The following is a 19,478-nucleotide window of genomic DNA, read 5'->3' as shown; positions in this document are numbered from 1 at the left end:
CCTGTCGTCACTTTGGGGGACTGCCGGCCGCTGTAATTTCAGATGGAGGTCTGGCTGAGATCCGGGTCCGGTGCGGTCGCGGAGGGCGTGAGGCCCGCCGGCTGGCCGTCGTGGACCGGCTGGCCGGTTGCTTTGGCCATTTCCTGCTCGTGTTTCATCAGGTTTAAACCGGTATGCACGAGCGCAACGTGCGAAAACGCCTGAGGGAAATTACCGACGAGCCGCCCCGCCGCCGGATCGTATTCCTCGGCGAGAAGTCCGACGTCGTTCGCGAGGGCGAGCAGCCGCTCGTACATCTCGTGAGCTTCCGCGACGCGGCCTTGCAGCGCGAGGTTGTCGACCATCCAGAAACTGCATGCGAGGAACGTGCCTTCGCCGGGCGGCAGGCCGTCGTCGAACTCGGTGGTGCGGTAGCGCATCACGAAGCCGTCGTGCATCAAGGTTTTCTCGATGGCCGCGACCGTGCCCGCGATGCGCGGATCGGACGGCGGCAGGAAGCCGAGGAGCGGGATCAGCAGCGTGCTCGCGTCGAGATCGTCGCCGCCGTACACCTGGGTGAACGCATTCAGTGTCGGATTCCAGCTTTTCTCGCACACCTCGGCGTGAATCCGCTCGCGCATCTCGTGCCAGTGCTCGAGTGGTGCAGGCAGATTGAAAGTTTCCGCCGACTGGATCGCGCGATCGAACGCGACCCACGCCATGACTTTCGAAAACGTGAAGTGCTGGCGCCCGCCGCGCGTTTCCCAGATGCCTTCGTCGGGTTCCGTCCAGATCGTCTCGAGATGCTTGAGCATCGTGCACTGCACGGTCCACGCAGTTTCGTCGGCCTGCAGGCCGCCTACGCGAGCAAGGTGCAGCGCGTTCATCACTTCGCCGTACACGTCGAGTTGCAACTGTCCGACCGCGTTGTTGCCGATGCGTACCGGCTTCGCGCCTTCGTAGCCCGCCAGCCAGTCGAGTTCGACCTCCGGCAAGCGGCGCTCACCGCCGATGCCATACATGATCTGCAACTGCTCGGGTGAGCCTGCCATGACACGGCCGAGCCACGTGCGCCAGGCACGCGCTTCGTCGTAGTAGCCGCCGCGCATCATCGCGAGCAGCGTAATCGTCGCGTCGCGCAACCAGCAGTAGCGATAGTCCCAGTTACGTGTACCGCCGAGCTGTTCGGGTAGCGACGTGGTCGGTGCCGCTACGATGCCGCCGGTCGGTTCGTACGCGAGCGCTTTCAGTGTGATCAGCGAGCGGCGGATCGGCTCCGCCCAGCGGCCTTCGATCGTGCTGCGCGCCGACCATTCGAGCCAGTGGTTCTCGGTGCGCGCGAGCGACGTGTGCGGATCGCGCGCGGGCGGCACGCGCAGATGCGATGCCGCGTACGCGAGCGAGAACGGCACGCGCTCGCCGGCCGTGACGGTGAATTCGGCCATCGTGCGCATGTTCTCGCCGCGCAGCTCGACCGGTGTGCGCAGCACCGCCGTATCGGGTCCGACGATCGCCTGCACGCCGCTGTCGTTCGGGAGGCGGCTGACCCACGGTATCGAAAAGCCGTAATCGAAGCGCAGCACGAGTTCCATCTGCATGCGCACCGTGCCGCGCCGGCCGACCACGATACGCACCAGTTCCGACCAGCCGTTGCCGGGCGGCATGAAGTCGATCACGGTGACCGCGCCTTCGGCCGTTTCGAAATCGGTTTCAAGGATCAGCGTCTCACCGCGGTAGCGGCGCGTGATAACCGGCGGCTCGTCGCTGACCGGTGCGATCAGCCACCGGCCGTTGTCTTCGTTGCCGAGCAGTGCGGCGAAACACGCGCCGGAGTCGAAACGCGGCCAGCAGAGCCAGTCGACGGAACCGCTGCGGGAAATCAGCGCGGCCGTGTGGCCGTCGCCGACCAGTGCGTAATCTTCGATGGGTGAGGGCATGGTTCTGCGGTCAGCTCCGTGGGGGAAAAGGTCATTGGCATTCTGCGCGCGCGCTACCTACAATCAGAAGTCCGGGGATTGTCGACAGATGTTGCGCACCGTTTGCGTAACGCTCGTCGGCCGCCGCACCGCCAGTTGCCGTTTCGAGGATCACGCCATGCTGAACCCGTCGAAATCCGATTGCGTCACGATACTCTCCGCTGCGAGCCAGCTCACCGACGACTCCCTGCTGCCACTCGACCCACACCGGCTCGGCCTGTCCCGCAACGGGATGGAGACCGCGGCCGCGTTCCTGATCGAGCGCGCGTGCTTCAAGCGGCATCACGACGGCGACGGTCATTATGCCGTCGGCGGTCTGTCGCTGCAGGGACGCCTGCGGCTCGACCAGCTGTCTAACGGCTGAGCGGCTGAGCACCGCCGGACCTCGCGTCCGATCCGGGCGCGTTCCTGCCAGGGAAATGGGTGGCGCGTGAGCGTCGGTGCGCGCCTGTCTGCGGCATCCGCGATACGTCAGAAATGCATATGCGAGCTGCCGACCCCGAACAGACCGATCAGTCCGATGATGATCAGGTACAGCGCGACGATGAAGTTGAGCAGACGCGGCATCACGAGGATCAGGATGCCGGCGATCAGCGAGACGAGGGGACCGAGACTCAGTGTGATGTTCATGGCGACTCCGTAGGTTGAACTTGCGGTGAGGCGAAGCAATTCGCACAGGTTGCGCGGCCATCGACGGCGCGCGTGGCCTAAATCCGCGACGAACCCCGCGCGACGCTTTTATACTGTTCGCACCGTTCGACGCAGACCGGTCGAACGATAACAGCCGCGCGGCAGACCAGCGATACACATCACAACCCCAAAAACCGCTGTTGAGGAGGCATTCATGCATCGCAGCAACCAAGCTGTAGCAATCGCCGCGCCACAGTCTGACGAAGTGCCTGGCCACCAGGCCATACCTGTTCGATCCGCCCGATCCGTCCGCTCGATAATCAAAGGTTTTGCCCTCATGGCTTCGATTGTTGCTACTCATGCGTTTGCTCAAACACCGGCCGCGCCGGCACCTGCCAACGGCGTCTATGACCTGCTGATCGGTACCTACACCGGCGGCAAGAGCGAAGGGCTTTACGTCTATCGCTTCGACACGAAAACCGGCGATGCGACGCCCGTTTCCGTCGCGAAAACGGTAAACCCGTCGTACCTCGTCGTGAGCGGCGATCGTCGCTATGTGTACGCGGTCAACGAAGGGCCCGGCGACAACGGCCCGGCGACGCAACGCGGCGGCATCAGCGCGTTCCGCTTCGATGCGCCGAGCGGACAACTCACTTTTCTCAACACGGTTTCGTCCGAGGGTAACGATCCGTGCTATCTGAGCCTGTCGCCGGACGGCAAGTATCTGCTCACCGCGAATTACTCGGTGGCGGCCGACCCGGGCGGCAGCTTCGCCGTGTTCCCGCTGCAGGCAGATGGCCAGGTCGGTACGTCGGTGCTAACCGTGCATCACGAAGGCGGTGGTCCGGTGAAGGGGCGCCAGGATAATTCGCACGTGCACTCGACGGTGTTCTCGCCGGACGGGCACTACCTGTTCACCCAGGACCTCGGTGCCGACAAGCTCTATTCGTATCGCTACACACCGGATGGCAGTCGTGGCCTGTTCGGTCCGACCGAAGTGCGCTACACCGACGTGAAAGCGGGTAGCGGTCCGCGCCATCTGGTGTTCGGCGCCGACGGCCGTCACGCCTATCTGACGAGCGAACTCGCCGCGACGGTCAGCGTGTTCGATTACGACGACGGCAAGCTGAAGCTCGCGCAGGTCGTGCCGTTGACCGAGGCGGGCTTCAAGGGGCAGGTGGGGGCGGCGGCGATTCATCTGTCGCCGGACGGACGTTTTGTCTACGCGAGCAATCGCGGCGACGCGAACGAGATCGTGATCTTCGCAGTCGACGCCGCCAATGGCCATCTGAAGCTGGTCGGGCGTCAGTCAAGCCTCGGCAAGTCGCCGCGCGAATTTGCGATCGACCCGACCGGGCAATGGCTGATCGTCGGCAATCAGGGCAGCGATACGATGTACGTGTTCCGGCGCAATCAGCAGACGGGGTTGCTCGAAGCGAATCCGAAACGCGTCGATATCGGCTCGCCGGTCGACTTCAAGCTGGTTTCGCCGTCGTGATGTTTTGAGCGAACGCGGCGCGCGGAGTGTGCGCGCCGCGGTTGTGTGCGTGGTTGTGTAATTATTCCGCGGGGCCAGGAGCCAGCACTTCGCGGCTACCGTTGATGCCCATCGACGACACCAGCCCCGCCGCTTCCATCTGCTCGACGAGCCGCGCCGCGCGGTTATAACCGATGCGCAACTGCCGCTGTACCGACGAGATCGACGCGCGCCGCGTGCGCACGACGAACGCGACCGCTTCGTCGTAGAGCGGATCGGCTTCGGCATCGGGCGCATCGCCGAACAGATCCTGCGCCGCGCCTTCGGAGGCCGGGCCATCGAGGATGCCTTCTTCGTACTGCGGCTCGCCGAACTGCTTCAGGTACTCGACTATCCGGTGCACTTCTTCGTCGGCGACGAACGCGCCGTGTACGCGCTGCGGGTAGCCGGTGCCCGGCGGCAGGAACAGCATGTCGCCCTGGCCGAGCAGCGACTCCGCGCCCATCTGGTCGAGAATCGTGCGCGAGTCGATCTTCGAAGACACCTGGAACGCGACGCGCGTCGGGATGTTCGCCTTGATCAACCCGGTGATCACATCGACTGACGGGCGCTGCGTCGCGAGGATCAGGTGGATGCCGGCGGCGCGTGCTTTCTGTGCGAGCCGCGCGATCAACTCTTCGATTTTCTTGCCCGCCACCATCATCAGATCGGCGAGTTCGTCGATCACGACGACGATCAGCGGCAGCTTCGCGAGCGGTTCGGGCGCTTCGGGCGTAAGCGAGAACGGGTTGCCGAGTTTCTTGCCGGCTGCGTCGGCATCGCGCACCTTCTGATTGAACCCGGCGAGGTTACGCACGCCGACCGCCGACATCAGCCGATAACGCTTCTCCATTTCGCCGACGCACCAGTTCAACGCGTTCGCGGCGAGCTTCATATCGGTGACGACCGGCGCCAGCAGATGCGGGATGCCCTCGTACACGGAGAGCTCGAGCATCTTCGGATCGATCATGATCAGGCGCACGTCTTCGGGCGCGGCCTTGTAGAGCAGCGAGACGATCATCGCGTTGATTGCGACGGATTTGCCCGAACCGGTGGTGCCGGCCACCAGCATGTGCGGCGCTTTGGCGAGGTCGGCAACGACCGGGTGACCGGTGATGTCCTTGCCCATCGCGAGCGTGAGCATCGAGTGCGAGTGCTGATAGACATCGGCTTCGAGGATTTCGGAGAGCCGGATGGTCTGGCGTTTCGCGTTCGGCAGTTCGAGGCCCATGCAGGTCTTGCCGGGGATCGTCTCGACGACGCGGATCGACGTGAGGCCGAGGCCGCGTGACAGATCCTTCATCAACCCGACGATCTGGCTGCCGCGCACGCCGAGTGCCGGCTCGACTTCGAAGCGCGTGATGACCGGTCCCGCCGAGGCACCGACCACGGTCACCGGCACCTTGAATTCCTGCAGACGCTGCTCGATCAGCGCGCCGGTTTCGGCGAGGCGCGCTTCGGAGACGGGCTCGACGTCGGTCGAGGCGCGTGCGAGCAGATCGAGCGTCGGCAGTTCGACCGACGATGCAGCCGGCGCGTGAAATTCGAAGCTGGTTGGGGCGTGGCCGAGTGGTGCGCGGACGACGGGGTCGTCTTGCGGCGTGGTGGGTGCGCGATGTGGGCGTTCTTCGAGCGGTTCGTCGGTTGATTCTTCGATTGATTCTTCGAGCGATGTGGCGGTGGTTGTCGGATCGAACGCATCGGTTGCTACCTGGCGTGTGGCAGGCAGGCCGGGGAAGCGGACTACGTTCGATGGCGGCGGTGGTGTGGCGTCGTCTGTGAACGGAGCGGCTTCGGACGCGAACGTGTCGTCGGCAGGTTCGGTTGCTGGGTGGAAGCTTGTTGTGACGGTGTGCAGCGGGGTGCTGGCTGCTGCGGATGCGTCGTATGTGTTCGGCGCGACCGACTCGCGAGCGATGGCAGGGCTTGCATTGTGAGCGACGCCGCCCGTCGTTTGCGGGCTGGTTGTGATGATGCTCGTCACGGGCGCGACAGGTACGACCGGCGTAGCGTGTGTAACCGATGTGGTGGGCGATGCGTCTTCCGTTGTTGCAACGAATTCCCACGGCGGCACGGAAGCCTGCGCGGTATGTGATGCAACAGAGGCGGTCGATACCGCTGCGACCGGGCCGCTACCTGGGTTGATTTCCACCGGATGGTTCGCTGCAACGCTCGTGGCTGGCGGTGTTGGCGGCACGGGTGAGACATCGGTAGAGGTGTTCAGGTGTTCGAGCGCCAGCGATGCCGCGGAAATAGTGCCCACCAAAGGTACGTGCGTCGCTGTGGCCGCAATTGTCGTTGCCGGTGGAGCGGCGAGTGTCGCTGCGGACGTCACCGCGGATCTTGTCGCAGAGGTAACGGTGGCTGCTGTCGTAGGCGTGGCGATGGGTGTTGCTGCGGACGTATCGGCGGATGTTGTCGCAGGCGCAATGGCTGCCGTCGTAGGCGTGATGATGGGTGTTGCTGAGGACGTAGCGGCGGGCGTCGTCGTAGACGCAATGGTGGCCGCTGTCGTGGGCGTAACGGTGAGTGTTGGCGCAGACGTAGCGATGGCTGCAGCCGCAGGCGTAAAAGTAGGTGTTGCAGCAGGCGTGACGACGGGCGTTGCAGCAGACGTTACGATCGCCGTCGCCCCAGGCGCAACGGCGGATACACCATTCGGCGATCCGACCGCACCACTATTTTCATCCGGCACACGTGGTTCCAAGGCCTGCTGATGAACGACACTCGCACCCGCAAGCGTGGCCCAGCTTGCAGTGTTCTCTTCGATACTGCGCAGCGTGTCCTGCACGCTCGGCGGTGGAGTGACGCGCGGTGCAGTGAGTGTCGGCGCCACAGGGTGCGAGAGCGTGGGGGCCTGCGAACCGCGCTGGCTCTCGCCCGGATATTGCGGCGTGCGGTTTGCAACCGCCGGTCGCACGGCCGGTGCAGTAGTTCGCACGACGCTGCGTGGCGGCGGCGTGATCGGGCGCGGTGCCGGTGTCGCGCGCGGCACGGCGGGAGCAGGGGAGAGGCCATTGCGTCCCGCCTGCGATACCGGATCGGCGAACGGCGCACGAGGCCGTGCAACCGGGGACGCCGTCGCGCTATTCACGACCGGCGGCGCAGTGCCTGACACTTTCGCGCTACGCGCTATCGAACCCGCCGTACCCACGGTACCCGCAACACTGGCAACGCCACTGCCACCAGCCGGCGGCAAGCCACGCGTTACACCACCGGTGCCCGTTTCACCGCCCAACCAACCGACAGGGGCGACGGGTTCGGCAGGCATCCACGGTGCCGGTTTACCCGTCGCGGGCGGCGCGTAGGTCCGCCGGCCGGTTCCTGCCGCGGTACCGCGCAACACCGGCGAGATAACCGTAGCCGGTGCCGGCTGGTTTGCACCGTCACCGGTCGTGCCTTTCTTCGCGATGCGTGTAACAGGCGGCCGCCAGACAGTCGGCCGTGCATAACGTCCCTGTGTTTTTGGCGCCATCGGATTGACGCCCGTATTGCCCGTACCGACCTCGTACGAAGATGAAGCCGGCATCCCCTCATCGATCCCACGCCGCCCGCGCGCGTCGTCGCCATCGCGTTTCACACGCGACAGACCGAGCCCGAACGCCGCATCGGCCCAGCGCGCGACCTGGCTCCAGCGAAAGCCGATCAGCCACGGCAGGCTCACGAGGAACAGCGCCAGCATGACGAGCGGCGTACCGATGTGCCCGAGCAGCCGGGCGAACCCGCCCGCCAGCGCGTGGCCGAAGCGGTCGACACCGTCGATATCGACGAGCGATGCCTCCAGCGCGCAACTGGCCACCAGCACGCAGCCGAAGCCGAGCCATAGCCGGATCGTGCCGGGACCACGCAGGCCGGCGCCGCCGGGCAGCGCGGCTTTGATGAGACGCCAGAACAGAGGAATGAACCAGACGGCCGACGCGCCGAACCAGCCGAAAACTACCGTGTGCATGCTAGACATCGATGAAGGACAGACGCGCGGACGCGCAACCCGTCGAGTTTAAACCGGCAAAGCAAGATGCTTCGAAGACGAGTGTTAAAGATGTCACAGGTGTTAGGTCGCGCAGTGGCGCGTCGTCGGCAGGGTACCGGACGCGGCCTGCGCAGACACGATCATGGATTGTCGCGCGCGAACACCAGTGTGTCGCCGTTCTCGAGCGTCAACTGGAGTTGCTGCGGCGCGCGCATCTGCACGCCGGTTCGCGCGATATGCTCTAGCGCGTCGAGATAGGCGGGTTCCAGTGCGCCGCCCGGCGACTGACATGCCTTGCGCGTACCGGCCAGCAACCCGAACGACAGCTTGCCGTCCTTCAACCCATAGGTGCCCAGGTAGCGATTGCAACCCGAGAAGCCACTGGCACGCCGTTGACCGGTTGCCGTCGAGAGCGTCAGTGTGATCGGCGCAGCGCTGCCTGCTTGCGGTACGTTGCGGGCCGTGCCGTGGGCATCGGTCCAACTGCTCAGTTGCCACGCGGTGTCGTCGAGCAACTGGGTGGCCGCCGGGTTGAACGGATCGGGTGGCGCGGCGGAGGCATCGGTATGAACCGGCATCGAGCATGCGGCGAGCAGCACGGCAACGGTCAGCGCGGCGAGCGGTGCAACGAAGCGCGCAACGCGTCGCGCGGAAGACGTTGAAGGCATGGCGTCGTTCCTCTTCAAACTGGCGAAGGCGTAAGGGTAACGCACTCCGTGTGCCGCACGCGAGCGCCACAGTGCTTTGCCGCGCTCGATGCAATGGTCCGGGCACGGCTTGACGTGACGTGATGCAGCACGGACCTCCGCCACGCATGGCACGCGACGCAACTCCGACCCAACCTCGCCGCAACCCGCCAGCGCCGGCAAAAACGGCGAAATCGCGGGCAAGGTCAGCGTGTTAACATTGCTCGTCCTCATGGCAGGCCTTCATTGCCTGCGCTTTCTCATCCGACTTGAATTTTCTGGAGACCTCATGCAGATCGGCCAACGGATCGGCACTCCGCTCTCGGCATCGGCGACGCGCGTCATGCTGCTCGGTGCCGGCGAACTCGGTAAGGAAGTGATCATCGCGTTGCAGCGGCTCGGCATCGAAGTGATCGCCGTCGACCGTTATGCCGATGCGCCGGGTCACCAGGTCGCGCATCGCGCGCACGTGATCGACATGACCGATGCCGCCGCACTGCGCGCGCTGGTCGAAGCCGAACGCCCGCACCTGATCGTCCCCGAGATCGAGGCGATCGCCACCGATGCGCTCGCCGCCATCGAAGCCGACGGCCTCGCCGAAGTGATTCCGACCGCGCGCGCCACCCAGCTGACGATGAACCGCGAAGGCATCCGCCGCCTCGCCGCCGAAGAACTCGGCCTGCCTACGTCGCCCTACGCATTCGCCGATTCGCTCGACGAGTTGCGCACCGGCATCGCGAAGGTTGGCTATCCGTGCGTCGTGAAACCGGTGATGTCGTCGTCGGGGAAGGGGCAGTCGGTATTGAAGAGCGACGCCGACGTCGAGCCCGCCTGGCAGTACGCGCTGGCGGGCGGACGGGTGAATCGCGGCCGTGTGATCGTTGAAGGATTTATCGATTTCGACTACGAGATCACGCAGCTCACCGTGCGCGCGATCGATCCAGCGAACGGCGAAACGCGCACGTATTTCTGCGACCCGATCGGTCACGTGCAGGTAGCCGGCGACTACGTCGAATCGTGGCAACCGCAACCGATGAGCGCACTCGCACTCGAGCGTTCGCGCGACGTTGCGCACAAGGTAACGACCGCACTGGGCGGTCGCGGTCTCTTTGGCGTGGAACTTTTCGTGCGGGGCGATGACGTATGGTTTTCGGAAGTGAGTCCACGTCCGCACGATACGGGCCTCGTCACACTGTGTACGCAGCGTCTGTCGGAGTTTGAACTGCACGCGCGTGCGATTCTCGGCTTGCCGGTCGATACGTCGTTGCGGGCGCCGGGTGCATCGGCGGTGATTTACGGCGGGCTCGACGAAACCGCCATCGCATTTGAAGGCGTCGCGCAGGCACTGGCGTTGCCCGACACGGATTTGCGGCTGTTCGGCAAGCCCGAAAGCTTCGCGAAGCGCCGCATGGGTGTGGCGCTTGCTACGGGCGCGAGCACCGACGAAGCGCGGTCCCGCGCGAAGCAGGCCGCTGCCGCAGTGCGCCCGGTTTCTACGGGTTCGGCGGGCTGAGTATCACCAGGTATTGCCGCGCGACGACAATCAGGCCGGCGCGCGGGGTAGAGAGGCACACCATGAATCAGCAGGTTGGGTTGGACATCGGCGCAATGACAGGACGCGCTCGATGGGGCAGATGGGTCGCGCTCGGTACGTTGTGCGTTGCCCTTAGCGGGTGCGGGCTGGCCGCTGCACCGTGCCGTATTGCATCGGCGGGGCTGAAGATCGTGCCGGTGGTCGGCCACGTCGCTGCCGCGCCGACCGATGCGTGTGCAGGCGTGATCGATCCTTGAGTGTTCGTCACGTGCGGCGCCGGTCGATACATCAACAGTCAATTGCATATGAAATTGCACATGAGTTCGCGGGGAAGACGATGAGAACATGGCTGGTCGCAGCAACTGGCGTGCTGGGTTTATTGTCGGTGGGTAGCGCGGCGTGGGCCGCGCCACAGCCGCTCGTAGACATTCAGCCGAAACAACGCCAGACCCAGAAGTACACCTGTGCGACCGGCAAGATCCTGCAGGTCACCTACCTGAACGCCGCCAACGGGCAGAGCTTCGCGCTCGTGCCGGTCAAAGGTCAGCCGCTGCTGTTCGTCAGCACCATCGCCGCATCGGGCGTGAAGTACCAGGCTGGCAGCTACACATGGTGGACCAAAGGGCCGCGCGCCGATCTCTACGATGCGACAGGCGGCGCCGACGCATCGCCTGTGATGTCCGACTGCGTCACGATGATCCGCTAGGCGGCATGTGACATTGCCGGTGCTCAGGCGAAGCGCCGGGGAGCTGGCATGTTCCGCAACGCCGATCTCGTCGGTGCAGCCGGCGTGCCTGCAACGGGTAAATTCATCGGCGCAGGAGATTCCTGCGCAAATGTCTTGATCTGCTCGATCACCGTTTCTGTTGTCGCAGGGTTGAAAATCGGACCGCGATACACGGGTAGAGGCCGCTCCTCGATGTTGCCGTAACGCCGCTCCTCCCACCGTTTGAAATGGCAGGCGAGCGGCTTACCGTTCTTGTCGCGATGAACATGAAGCAGGAAGCGGTCCTCGTTTTTTTCTCTTTCTATCATCTGTAGCTCGCCGGATGACCAGTCCTCGTCGAGATACCTGATCCGTTGCGGTGTCTTTAGCCGCAGCAGATATTCCTGAACGGTTTCACCTTCCTCGCGGGTACCGCCTTGTGCTGTTTCGACACCCAGTGGACGAGGCTCGCCGAGCACGGCAGCGCTCTTGATCTGAGCATTTTCGCGCAGGCATTCATAGATTTCCCACGTCGGCTTCTTGACGGCCATCGTCATTTGTCGCGCGACATACATCGCTTCGGCTTTCTCCATTAACGCCGATGCCTTTTCTTCAAGCACTACGGCTGCTTCTGTCAGACGTGTCTTCGATTGCTCAGCAACGCGCAGGGTCGCAGCGGCTTTCGCCGGATCGACTTCGTCGTCCTTGACGAGATCGACGTCGGCATTGACGGTATCGACATCCTTGCGCAAGCCGGACGCCACATTACGTAGTTGCTGGGCGGCTTCCCTGAGTTGCTCCGAGATCGAGTGACCACTTTTCAGCTTGAGACTGACCTCATTCAGTTCAAGCTGCATTCGCGCGACGACCGCATCCGCTGCCGATCCCTCGACGGCGACCTTCGTGTCGAGGTCATAGTTTGCGATCGTATGAACGCGCTGATGCGCCGTTGCTAACGCTTTGGCGTCTTCGCCCGCTGCTTGCGCGCGCCGTTGGACCTCCGCCGCCTTCAACTTTTTCTGCTTTTCTTTCCATGCCTTCTTTTGCCCCGTGCTGAGACCTGCAGGCAAAGTTTGATTCAGCGCCTCCTTTCTGCTCTTTCGATCCGCGGCGGCCTTGATTGCCAGCTCGGCTTCTTCGTCCGCAATCGTGACGCTATGCGGCATCTCGTTCGACTGCGGCGTCCGAAACGTATCGAGATGTGCGGCTGCGTATTCGCGCGCCCGCTGCCTCGATTGTGGCCCGTCGCCCCTGATTCCAGACTGGCGTCGTTCGCGGATTGCTTCGTCAACGTAGCCCGACAGGCATTCCTCGATATCGCCGACATTGATGCGCATCGCTTTCAGGGCGTCTAATGCCTCGTTCTCCATCGGCAGGCCGACCGGATTTGATGCGATCTCGCTTTCATCAAGTTCGATGTCGGTCCTGATATCGGATGCAGCTTCGGCCATCAACCGCAGTATGGGTATGTCCAGTTCAGGTTCTGGCCTATGCGCGTATGCGTTGCTACCCGGACAAATTTTCGTGATGTCCTCGAGCAGGCAATAGACATCCTGTGCGATATCGCTGTAGTGGTACCTGCGCTGCCATTTTGCGTCGAGTGACTTTTCGTCGCCTTGTCCGGACTCTTCTTCGTCCACACAAATCGCTTCATACAGAAAGCCCAGCCGTGTCAGCTTCGTATTCTGAGCCCGCACGGCCAGATCGATAGCCGACAACTGAAGCCCCTTGAGCTTCTCGTGGTTCGTCTTGAGATCGTTCTCCAGTTTGTTGCAGTCCGGCCGACGCAGCGCCTCTCTCGTCCACGACAGATGGGCGTGGACCGATTGCAGCCAGTCTCCGGCGAACTGCGTCAATTCCAGCAGCGCCTGTTCCGCATTGCCCGTGATCGTCCGCAGCTCATGCTCGGACATGCGTGGCCCGCTCCGTTGCTCCGCCCCGTGGTCGATGCCTTCGTAACGCTTCTCGGTACTTGCGGCGAGACGCTCCCGAAGGCCTTGACGCGATACGGCGGAGCATGTCATCGAACTGACCGTTCTGGTCAGTTCGTCCGTCAAGCTGATGCCGTTGCTGCGGACATGCAGCTTGAACTCATCGGGTAAGCGATCGAGGCGTTTCAGCACGTCGCGTCCACAGTCGTCTATGAGACGGCCATCGTCACTGTCAAGCAGTTGCCGGATCTGACGCGTTTGTTCTTCCGATGGCGCATGGGTGCCGCTATACAGAGGTAGCGACGCTTGATACAACCTGCTCTCGGCTGCGGATACCTGACTGGCTTGCGCAGCGATTGCTGTGAGATGGTCGAGACACGACGCCATGCCGGTCAAGCCGCTTAACACTTTTGCGATTGCGTCCGGTTCTCCTGTCCACTTTGCCGTGTGGTCGGTGCGTAGCCTTGCGTAAGTCGTTTCCACGGTCTGCAGGAAATGCTCTTTCTTTGAATCCGCAGCGGCGAATAGTGCGGGCTGCTGATCCACAGGGGCGTCCATCGCTTTGGCATACATCCCATGCACTTGCTTGAATCCACCGAGGATCGCAAGATCGACGCGCTTCTTGTCGGTTAAGCAGGCGTTTTCCCATACCTGAAAATTGGCGATGGGTCGCATTGCTACTGAGACCGGCTTCGCAGATGTTCCTTGCGCGACCGTGCCGGCCGGTTTTGACGACAACCCGGACAAAGACGGCGACATCCCCGGGAGCCGGGAGGTGTTGTCAAGCGGAGTTGCCTTATCGGCGATATTGCCGGCGGCTGACAGTGGTGCGGGGTTGCCTGTTACAGGAGATTTAGCTGGAAGGGGCGGTGGTCGCAATGTGTATTCCTCGTGTGGCCAATTGCGCAAAGCGGCTGGTGCTAGCCCGGTTCAGCAATCTCAATGCGAATGACGATGCACTCACGATGTATTCGCTCCCGACGAAGCTTCAAAAAGGTCGTGGTCGAGAAGCGTATGAATCGCTCATTCCTGGTTGCATGAGAATTATTCATGTAGATCCGAAGGCATTGATGTGCCATGCGAATTCATGTGTGCATATCCGAAGTGGGCGGCGTAAACAATGCACACGCGTCTCTTTGAGCGACCGGCGCTGCCTCGCCTGGAAAAATTTTCGGCAGCCCTGGTGCAGTTACGCGCATCTTTTCCCGCCAGGTAGTAAGCTGTCTGGCGCGTCCGCCGCCAGCTAAGCAGGATGCGGCACCAGGGTCTTCACCGTCTTCGAACGTTCTTTCCCGGAACCCCTCGCGCAGGCAGCTTGCCTGCGTCAGTCCGTCAAGCGAGATTCTCCATGAAAGCATCGGATCTATTCGTCAAATCGCTGGAAGCTGAAGGTGTCGAGTATATTTTCGGCATCCCCGGCGAAGAAAATCTCGACCTCCTCGAGTCGCTGCGGCGCTCGAAAATCAAGCTGATTCTCACGCGTCACGAGCAGGCCGCCGGCTTCATGGCCGCGACCTACGGTCGTCTGACCGGCCGCACGGGTGTGTGCCTGTCGACCCTCGGCCCGGGCGCCACGAACTTCGTCACCGCGGCTGCCTACGCGCAGTTGGGCGCCATGCCGATGCTGATGGTCACCGGCCAGAAGCCGATCAAGACCAGCAAGCAGGGCCACTTCCAGATCGTCGATGTCGTGCGGATGATGGAACCGCTCACCAAATACACACGACAGATTGTCTCGATCGGCAATATTCCGGCGCTGGTGCGTGAAGCGTTCCGCCAGGCCGAAGAAGAGCGGCCCGGCGCGGCCCACCTCGAACTGCCTGAAGACGTGGCTGACGAAGAGGGCGACGGCAAGCCGATCCCGAAGAGCTATAGCCGTCGCCCGGTCGCCGAAGAAAAGGCGGTCGCGAATGCGGTCGCGGCGATCGCCGGCGCGAAGCATCCGCTGCTGATGATCGGCGCAGGCGGCAATCGCAAGACGACGACGAAGATGCTGCGCGAATTCGTCGACCAGATCGGCATCCCGTTTTTCACGACGCAGATGGGCAAGGGTGTGATCGACGAATCGCATCCGCTGTGGCTCGGCAATGCGACGCTGTCGGATGGCGACTTCGTGCACCGCGCGATCGATCACGCGGACTGCATCATCAACGTCGGCCACGACGTGATCGAAAAACCGCCGTTCTTCATGCGCAGCGCCGACACGGGCGACAAGACCGTGATCCACGTGAACTTTCTCGGCGCCGAAGTCGATCCAGTGTATTTCCCGCAGATCGAAGTGGTCGGCGACATCGCGAATGCGGTGTGGCAATTGAAGGAAAGTCTGAAGGACCAGGAGAAGCACTGGGATTTCACGCGCTTCACCGAGATCAAGCAGCACTTCGAAGAGCATCTCGCGAAGGGTCAGCACGACGCACGGTTTCCGATGTACCCGGTGCGCATCGTCAAGGATGTGTACGACACGACGCCGGTGGACGGCATCGTCTGTCTCGACAACGGCATGTACAAGATCTGGTTCGCGCGCTACTACCGCGCGCACGAACCGAACTCGCTGCTGCTCGATAACGCGCTGGCTTCGATGGGCGCCGGTCTGCCGTCGGCGATCGCGACGAAGATCGTCCATCCGGATCGCAAGGTGATGGCCGTGTGTGGCGACGGCGGCTTCATGATGAATTCGCAGGAAGTGGAAACGGCGGTGCGGCTCAAGCTCGATCTGGTCGTGCTGATCCTGCGCGACGACGCGTTCGGGATGATTCGCTGGAAGCAGGAGAACATGAATTTCCCCGACTACGGCATGACCTTGCAGAACCCCGATTTCGTCGCCTACGCGGAGAGTTACGGGGCGCATGGGCATCGCATTGCGTCGGCGGACGAGTTCGCGCCGCTGTTGCGCGACTGCTTCGCGACGCCGGGCGTGCATGTGATCGACCTGCCGATCGACTACTCGGACAACGAGCGTGTGCTGAACCGCGAGATCAAGCGGCTGAGCGCGCAACTGTAAGCGGGCCGGCCGGTTGCACGATCTTTTGACACGGCGCCTGCGCGGCGCCCGTCATCCCAACGTCACCTGGTCGTGTTAAAGCCACGCTAAGGGAAAGCAAGAGCGCAGGCGCGTGCGCCGTGACGTATCTGCGCCGAACTGGATGGATCGCCCCAAGGAGAACGTGTCATGTTGCAGAAGACTTACCCGTACTACCTCGCGAACGAGCCGGTCGCGGCGAACACCGATCTCGAAGTCACCGACAAGTTCAGCGGCGAAGTGGCCACGCGCGTAGCACTCGCCGATGCCGCCACGATCGACAAGGCGATCGCCGCCGCCGTCGACGCCATGCCCGCCTTGCGCGCCTACCCGCCGTTCAAACGCCAGGCCGTGCTCGAACATTGCGTGAAGCGCTTTCGCGAGCGTTACGACGAACTGGCGATGGCGCTGTGCATCGAAGCCGGCAAGCCGATCAACGATTCGCGCGGCGAAGTCACGCGGCTGATCGATACGTTCAAGATCGCAGCGGAAGAGTCGGTGCGTATCAATGGCGAAATCGTCAACCTCGAAATCTCGCCGCGCGCGAAGGGTTATCACGCGTATGTCAAGCGTGTGCCTATCGGGCCGTGCTCGTTCATCTCGCCGTTCAACTTTCCGCTCAATCTTGCCGCGCACAAGGTCGCACCCGCGCTGGCGGCCGGTGTGCCGTTCGTGCTGAAGCCGGCGAGCCGCACGCCGGTCGGTGCGTTGATCATCGGCGAGATTCTGGCCGAGACCGATCTGCCGAAGGGTGCCTTCTCGGTGCTGCCCGCGCATCGCGACGGCGCCGATCTGTTCACCACCGACGAGCGCTTCAAGCTGCTGTCGTTCACGGGCTCACCGGCGGTGGGCTGGGACCTGAAGAAGAAGGCCGGCAAGAAGAAGGTGATACTCGAACTGGGCGGCAATGCGGCGGCGATCGTCGATGGCGATCAGGGCGGCAAGCTCGATTACGTCGTCGACCGGCTAGCGTTTGGCGCGTTCTACCAGTCGGGTCAGAGCTGTATCGGCGTGCAGCGCATCCTCGTGCATGGGTCGATCTACGACGCGCTGCGCGAGAAGCTGATCGCCAAAACGAAATCGCTGAAGATGGGGGACCCGAAGGACGAGAAGACTTTCGTCGGGCCGATGATCTCCGAATCGGAGTCGAAGCGCCTTGCCGGCTGGATGGACAGCGCGGTGCAGGCGGGCGCGAAGATCGTTGCGGGCGGCACTGTCGATGGCGCGATGTTCGAGGCGACGCTGCTCGAAAGCGTGGGACGCGACACCGACCTGTACCGCAAGGAAGCGTTCGGACCGGTTGCGATCCTCGAGCGCTTCGACGACTTTGCCGCTGCGCTCGCCACTGTCAACAACAGCGACTTCGGGCTGCAGGCCGGCGTGTTCACCGATTCGCTGGCGCATGCGCATCAGGCATGGGACGTCCTCGAAGTGGGTGGTGTCGTGATCAACGACGTGCCGTCGTTCCGTGTCGACAACATGCCGTATGGCGGCGTGAAGGATTCGGGCCTGGGCCGCGAGGGAATACGCTATGCGATCGAGGACATGACGGAGCTTCGTCTGATGGTGATGCGTGAGACCTGGTAAGGCTTGTGTAGGGTAGCCCCGTCCGGTACGGCGAGATCTCGTGCCGTGCTGGAAGACGGGTGGCTGGGCGGGCCAGCTGGCCGCGGGTGGCTGCAGCCCCGGGGCATGCTGAGGGACCCGCCCGGGCCTACCCGCCTGGGGCCCTCCGGCCCGAGGCGACCGCCCGGGGCGGCCCGCAGCCCATGTCATGAGTGTTTACGCTGGGGTGCTACAATACCGGCCTTTCCGGCGGGTGTTTCCGCCGGCCGGGGTCGGTCGATCGTTTTGCCCGCAATTTTGTACTTGTCCGCGCGACTCGCGCAGCAGTCTCGACCCGGCCCAGGCGGCGCGTATGGCGCGTGCAGGGTTCTTGTTGCACGCCGGGCTCCGCCTTCATCATTGCCCTCCGCGGTCTTCCGGCCGCAGCCGCACGCCACGCGCCGCGCGCATTTTTAGCGAAAGCCACCATGTCCGACACAGCAGTCACGCCCAGCAACGCGACTTTCGACCAGTTCGGTCTATCGCCCGATATCCTGAAAGCGATCGCGGAGCAGGGCTACACGACACCTACGCCGATCCAGGCGCAGGCGATTCCCGTCGTGCTGTCCGGCCGCGACGTGATGGGCGCCGCCCAGACCGGCACCGGCAAGACCGCGAGCTTCTCGCTGCCGATCATCCAGCGGCTGCTGCCGCTTGCCAGCACCAGCGCGTCGCCCGCGCGGCATCCGGTGCGCGCACTGATCCTCACGCCGACCCGCGAACTCGCCGACCAGGTGGCGGCCAACGTGCAGGCGTACGCGAAGCACACGCCGCTGCGCAGCGCGGTGGTGTTCGGCGGTGTGGACATGAACCCGCAATCCGCGGAACTGCGGCGCGGCGTCGAAGTGCTGATCGCGACACCGGGCCGGCTGCTCGATCACGTGCAGCAGAAAACCGCGAATCTCGGCCAGGTGCAGATGCTCGTGCTCGACGAAGCGGACCGTATGCTCGACATGGGCTTCCTGCCCGATCTGCAACGCATCCTGAATCTGCTGCCGAAAGAGCGCCAGACGCTGCTGTTTTCGGCGACGTTCTCGGGTGAAATCAAGAAGCTCGCGGCGACTTATCTGCGCAACCCGCAGACCATTGAAGTCGCGCGCAGTAACTCGACCGCGACCAACGTCACGCAGACCGTCTATGAAGTGCCGGAAGGCGACAAGACCGGCGCGGTCGTCCAACTGATCCGCGAACGCAGCCTGAAACAGGTGCTGGTGTTCTGCAACAGCAAGATCGGCGCGAGCCGGCTGGCCCGTTCGCTCGAAAAGAGCGGCGTGGTGGCGACCGCGATTCACGGTGACCGGACCCAGAACGAACGGATGCAGGCGCTCGAAGCATTCAAGCGCGGCGAGATCGAAGCACTGGTGGCCACCGATGTGGCTGCGCGCGGACTCGACATCGTCGAGTTGCCCACGGTGATCAACTTCGACCTGCCGTTCAACGCGGAAGATTACGTGCACCGCATCGGCCGTACGGGTCGTGCGGGCGCATCCGGCGATGCGCTGTCGCTGTGCAGCCCGAACGAGCGCAAGCAACTGGCCGATATCGAGAAGCTGATCAAGCGGCCGCTCGACGTTGGGCATCTAACCGTTGATGTGCCTGTGCGGCATCACGAAGAACGTGGTCCGCGGCGCGAAGGTCGGGATGGACGTGACGGGCGCGACGAGCGGCCGGCTCGCCGGCGTTCGGGTGGTCCGTCGTTCGATCGTCCGCATGGCTCGCACCGTCAGCAACCCATCGACGATTTCTTCCTCAAGCCGTACGAGCCGTCTCCGTCGGCTCACAAGTCCGACGAAGCCGCGGCGGCCGATGCGGCGTCGGCGCAGCAGCAGAAGGGTGCGGCGAAGCAGCCGCTCGCTGCGCTGCTCGGCGGTTTTGGTATGCCGCGCAAGTCTTCTTCGTAATTTCTGGCGTCGCGGCGCGGGCGAA

General features: G+C 63.4%; 13 protein-coding genes. 8 read left to right on the top strand and 5 right to left on the bottom strand.

The features are described 5' to 3' along the window. Window positions 1-38: 38 nt before the first annotated feature. Window positions 39-1,916, bottom strand: coding sequence for a glycoside hydrolase family 15 protein (locus BWP39_RS10810; RefSeq protein WP_096719942.1), 1,878 nt, complete (start codon window positions 1,914-1,916; stop codon window positions 39-41). A 157-nt stretch (window positions 1,917-2,073) separates the two neighbouring features. Between BWP39_RS10810 and BWP39_RS10805 the strand changes: the two genes are divergently transcribed. Beyond that, window positions 2,074-2,319, top strand: a complete 246-nt coding sequence (locus BWP39_RS10805; RefSeq protein ID WP_096719940.1) for a hypothetical protein — start codon at window positions 2,074-2,076, stop codon at window positions 2,317-2,319. 107 nt (window positions 2,320-2,426) lie between these two features. On the opposite strand, the gene BWP39_RS10800 is transcribed toward BWP39_RS10805, so the two are convergent. Continuing rightward, window positions 2,427-2,585 (bottom strand): DUF3096 domain-containing protein, encoded by a 159-nt coding sequence (locus BWP39_RS10800; protein ID WP_096719938.1) that lies wholly within the window; start codon window positions 2,583-2,585, stop codon window positions 2,427-2,429. Window positions 2,586-2,922: 337 nt separating this feature from the next. On the opposite strand from BWP39_RS10800, the gene BWP39_RS10795 reads away from it, so the two are divergent. Continuing rightward, window positions 2,923-4,083 carry a lactonase family protein gene (locus tag BWP39_RS10795; RefSeq protein WP_096719936.1) on the top strand — a complete coding sequence of 387 codons (1,161 nt, stop codon included), beginning with the start codon at window positions 2,923-2,925 and terminating at the stop codon, window positions 4,081-4,083. Window positions 4,084-4,144: 61 nt separating this feature from the next. Here the strand turns inward: BWP39_RS10795 and BWP39_RS10790 are convergent, their stop codons facing one another. Together BWP39_RS10790 and BWP39_RS10785 are read right to left on the bottom strand one after the other, a co-directional pair. Continuing rightward, window positions 4,145-8,050, bottom strand: coding sequence for an FtsK/SpoIIIE family DNA translocase (locus tag BWP39_RS10790; protein ID WP_096719934.1), 3,906 nt, complete (start codon window positions 8,048-8,050; stop codon window positions 4,145-4,147). Between the two features lie 161 nt (window positions 8,051-8,211). Beyond that, window positions 8,212-8,739 (bottom strand): META domain-containing protein, encoded by a 528-nt coding sequence (locus tag BWP39_RS10785; protein ID WP_096719932.1) that lies wholly within the window; start codon window positions 8,737-8,739, stop codon window positions 8,212-8,214. A gap of 307 nt (window positions 8,740-9,046) precedes the next feature. Here BWP39_RS10785 and purT point away from each other — a divergent pair, with 307 nt between their 5' ends. The 3 genes from purT (at window position 9,047) to BWP39_RS10770 (ending at window position 10,997) form a co-directional block, all read left to right on the top strand. Further along, window positions 9,047-10,270 carry a formate-dependent phosphoribosylglycinamide formyltransferase gene (gene purT / locus BWP39_RS10780; protein WP_096719930.1) on the top strand — a complete coding sequence of 408 codons (1,224 nt, stop codon included), beginning with the start codon at window positions 9,047-9,049 and terminating at the stop codon, window positions 10,268-10,270. 95 nt (window positions 10,271-10,365) lie between these two features. Further along, window positions 10,366-10,548, top strand: a complete 183-nt coding sequence (locus tag BWP39_RS10775) for a DUF6726 family protein (protein WP_096722422.1) — start codon at window positions 10,366-10,368, stop codon at window positions 10,546-10,548. Window positions 10,549-10,628: 80 nt separating this feature from the next. Next, complete coding sequence (locus tag BWP39_RS10770) at window positions 10,629-10,997, top strand: MliC family protein (RefSeq protein WP_096719928.1); 369 nt, start codon at window positions 10,629-10,631, stop codon at window positions 10,995-10,997. Window positions 10,998-11,020: 23 nt separating this feature from the next. Here BWP39_RS10770 and BWP39_RS10765 read toward each other — a convergent pair whose 3' ends face one another. After that, the gene (locus tag BWP39_RS10765; RefSeq protein WP_133116856.1) at window positions 11,021-13,687 is read right to left on the bottom strand and encodes a hypothetical protein; all 2,667 of its coding nucleotides are present in this window, start codon (window positions 13,685-13,687) and stop codon (window positions 11,021-11,023) included. 589 nt (window positions 13,688-14,276) lie between these two features. Between BWP39_RS10765 and BWP39_RS10760 the strand changes: the two genes are divergently transcribed. The 3 genes from BWP39_RS10760 (at window position 14,277) to BWP39_RS10750 (ending at window position 19,453) form a co-directional block, all read left to right on the top strand. Next, the gene (locus tag BWP39_RS10760) at window positions 14,277-15,929 is read left to right on the top strand and encodes an acetolactate synthase large subunit (RefSeq protein ID WP_096719924.1); all 1,653 of its coding nucleotides are present in this window, start codon (window positions 14,277-14,279) and stop codon (window positions 15,927-15,929) included. Between the two features lie 168 nt (window positions 15,930-16,097). Continuing rightward, window positions 16,098-17,534: an aldehyde dehydrogenase family protein gene (locus BWP39_RS10755; protein ID WP_096719922.1), complete on the top strand. Its 1,437-nt coding sequence runs from the start codon at window positions 16,098-16,100 to the stop codon at window positions 17,532-17,534. A 446-nt stretch (window positions 17,535-17,980) separates the two neighbouring features. Then, entirely contained in the window at window positions 17,981-19,453 is a 1,473-nt protein-coding gene (locus BWP39_RS10750) for a DEAD/DEAH box helicase (RefSeq protein ID WP_096719920.1), read from the top strand. Window positions 19,454-19,478 lie beyond the last annotated feature (25 nt).

The organism is Paraburkholderia acidicola (assembly GCF_002362315.1).
In the GTDB taxonomy this organism is placed as follows: domain Bacteria; phylum Pseudomonadota; class Gammaproteobacteria; order Burkholderiales; family Burkholderiaceae; genus Paraburkholderia; species Paraburkholderia acidicola.
This window is presented reverse-complemented; position numbering and strand designations above follow the sequence as displayed.

Bases quoted from the DNA above. Each gene is read 5' to 3' on its own strand.
- BWP39_RS10765 (WP_133116856.1), bottom strand. From the start codon at position 13,687: ATGTCGCCGTCTTTGTCCGGGTTGTCGTCAAAACCGGCCGGCACGGTC.
- BWP39_RS10775 (WP_096722422.1), top strand. From the start codon at position 10,366: ATGACAGGACGCGCTCGATGGGGCAGATGGGTCGCGCTCGGTACGTTG.
- BWP39_RS10770 (WP_096719928.1), top strand. From the start codon at position 10,629: ATGAGAACATGGCTGGTCGCAGCAACTGGCGTGCTGGGTTTATTGTCG.
- purT (WP_096719930.1), top strand. From the start codon at position 9,047: ATGCAGATCGGCCAACGGATCGGCACTCCGCTCTCGGCATCGGCGACG.
- BWP39_RS10795 (WP_096719936.1), top strand. From the start codon at position 2,923: ATGGCTTCGATTGTTGCTACTCATGCGTTTGCTCAAACACCGGCCGCG.
- BWP39_RS10760 (WP_096719924.1), top strand. From the start codon at position 14,277: ATGAAAGCATCGGATCTATTCGTCAAATCGCTGGAAGCTGAAGGTGTC.
- BWP39_RS10755 (WP_096719922.1), top strand. From the start codon at position 16,098: ATGTTGCAGAAGACTTACCCGTACTACCTCGCGAACGAGCCGGTCGCG.
- BWP39_RS10750 (WP_096719920.1), top strand. From the start codon at position 17,981: ATGTCCGACACAGCAGTCACGCCCAGCAACGCGACTTTCGACCAGTTC.
- BWP39_RS10810 (WP_096719942.1), bottom strand. From the start codon at position 1,916: ATGCCCTCACCCATCGAAGATTACGCACTGGTCGGCGACGGCCACACG.
- BWP39_RS10805 (WP_096719940.1), top strand. From the start codon at position 2,074: ATGCTGAACCCGTCGAAATCCGATTGCGTCACGATACTCTCCGCTGCG.
- BWP39_RS10800 (WP_096719938.1), bottom strand. From the start codon at position 2,585: ATGAACATCACACTGAGTCTCGGTCCCCTCGTCTCGCTGATCGCCGGC.
- BWP39_RS10790 (WP_096719934.1), bottom strand. From the start codon at position 8,050: ATGCACACGGTAGTTTTCGGCTGGTTCGGCGCGTCGGCCGTCTGGTTC.
- BWP39_RS10785 (WP_096719932.1), bottom strand. From the start codon at position 8,739: ATGCCTTCAACGTCTTCCGCGCGACGCGTTGCGCGCTTCGTTGCACCG.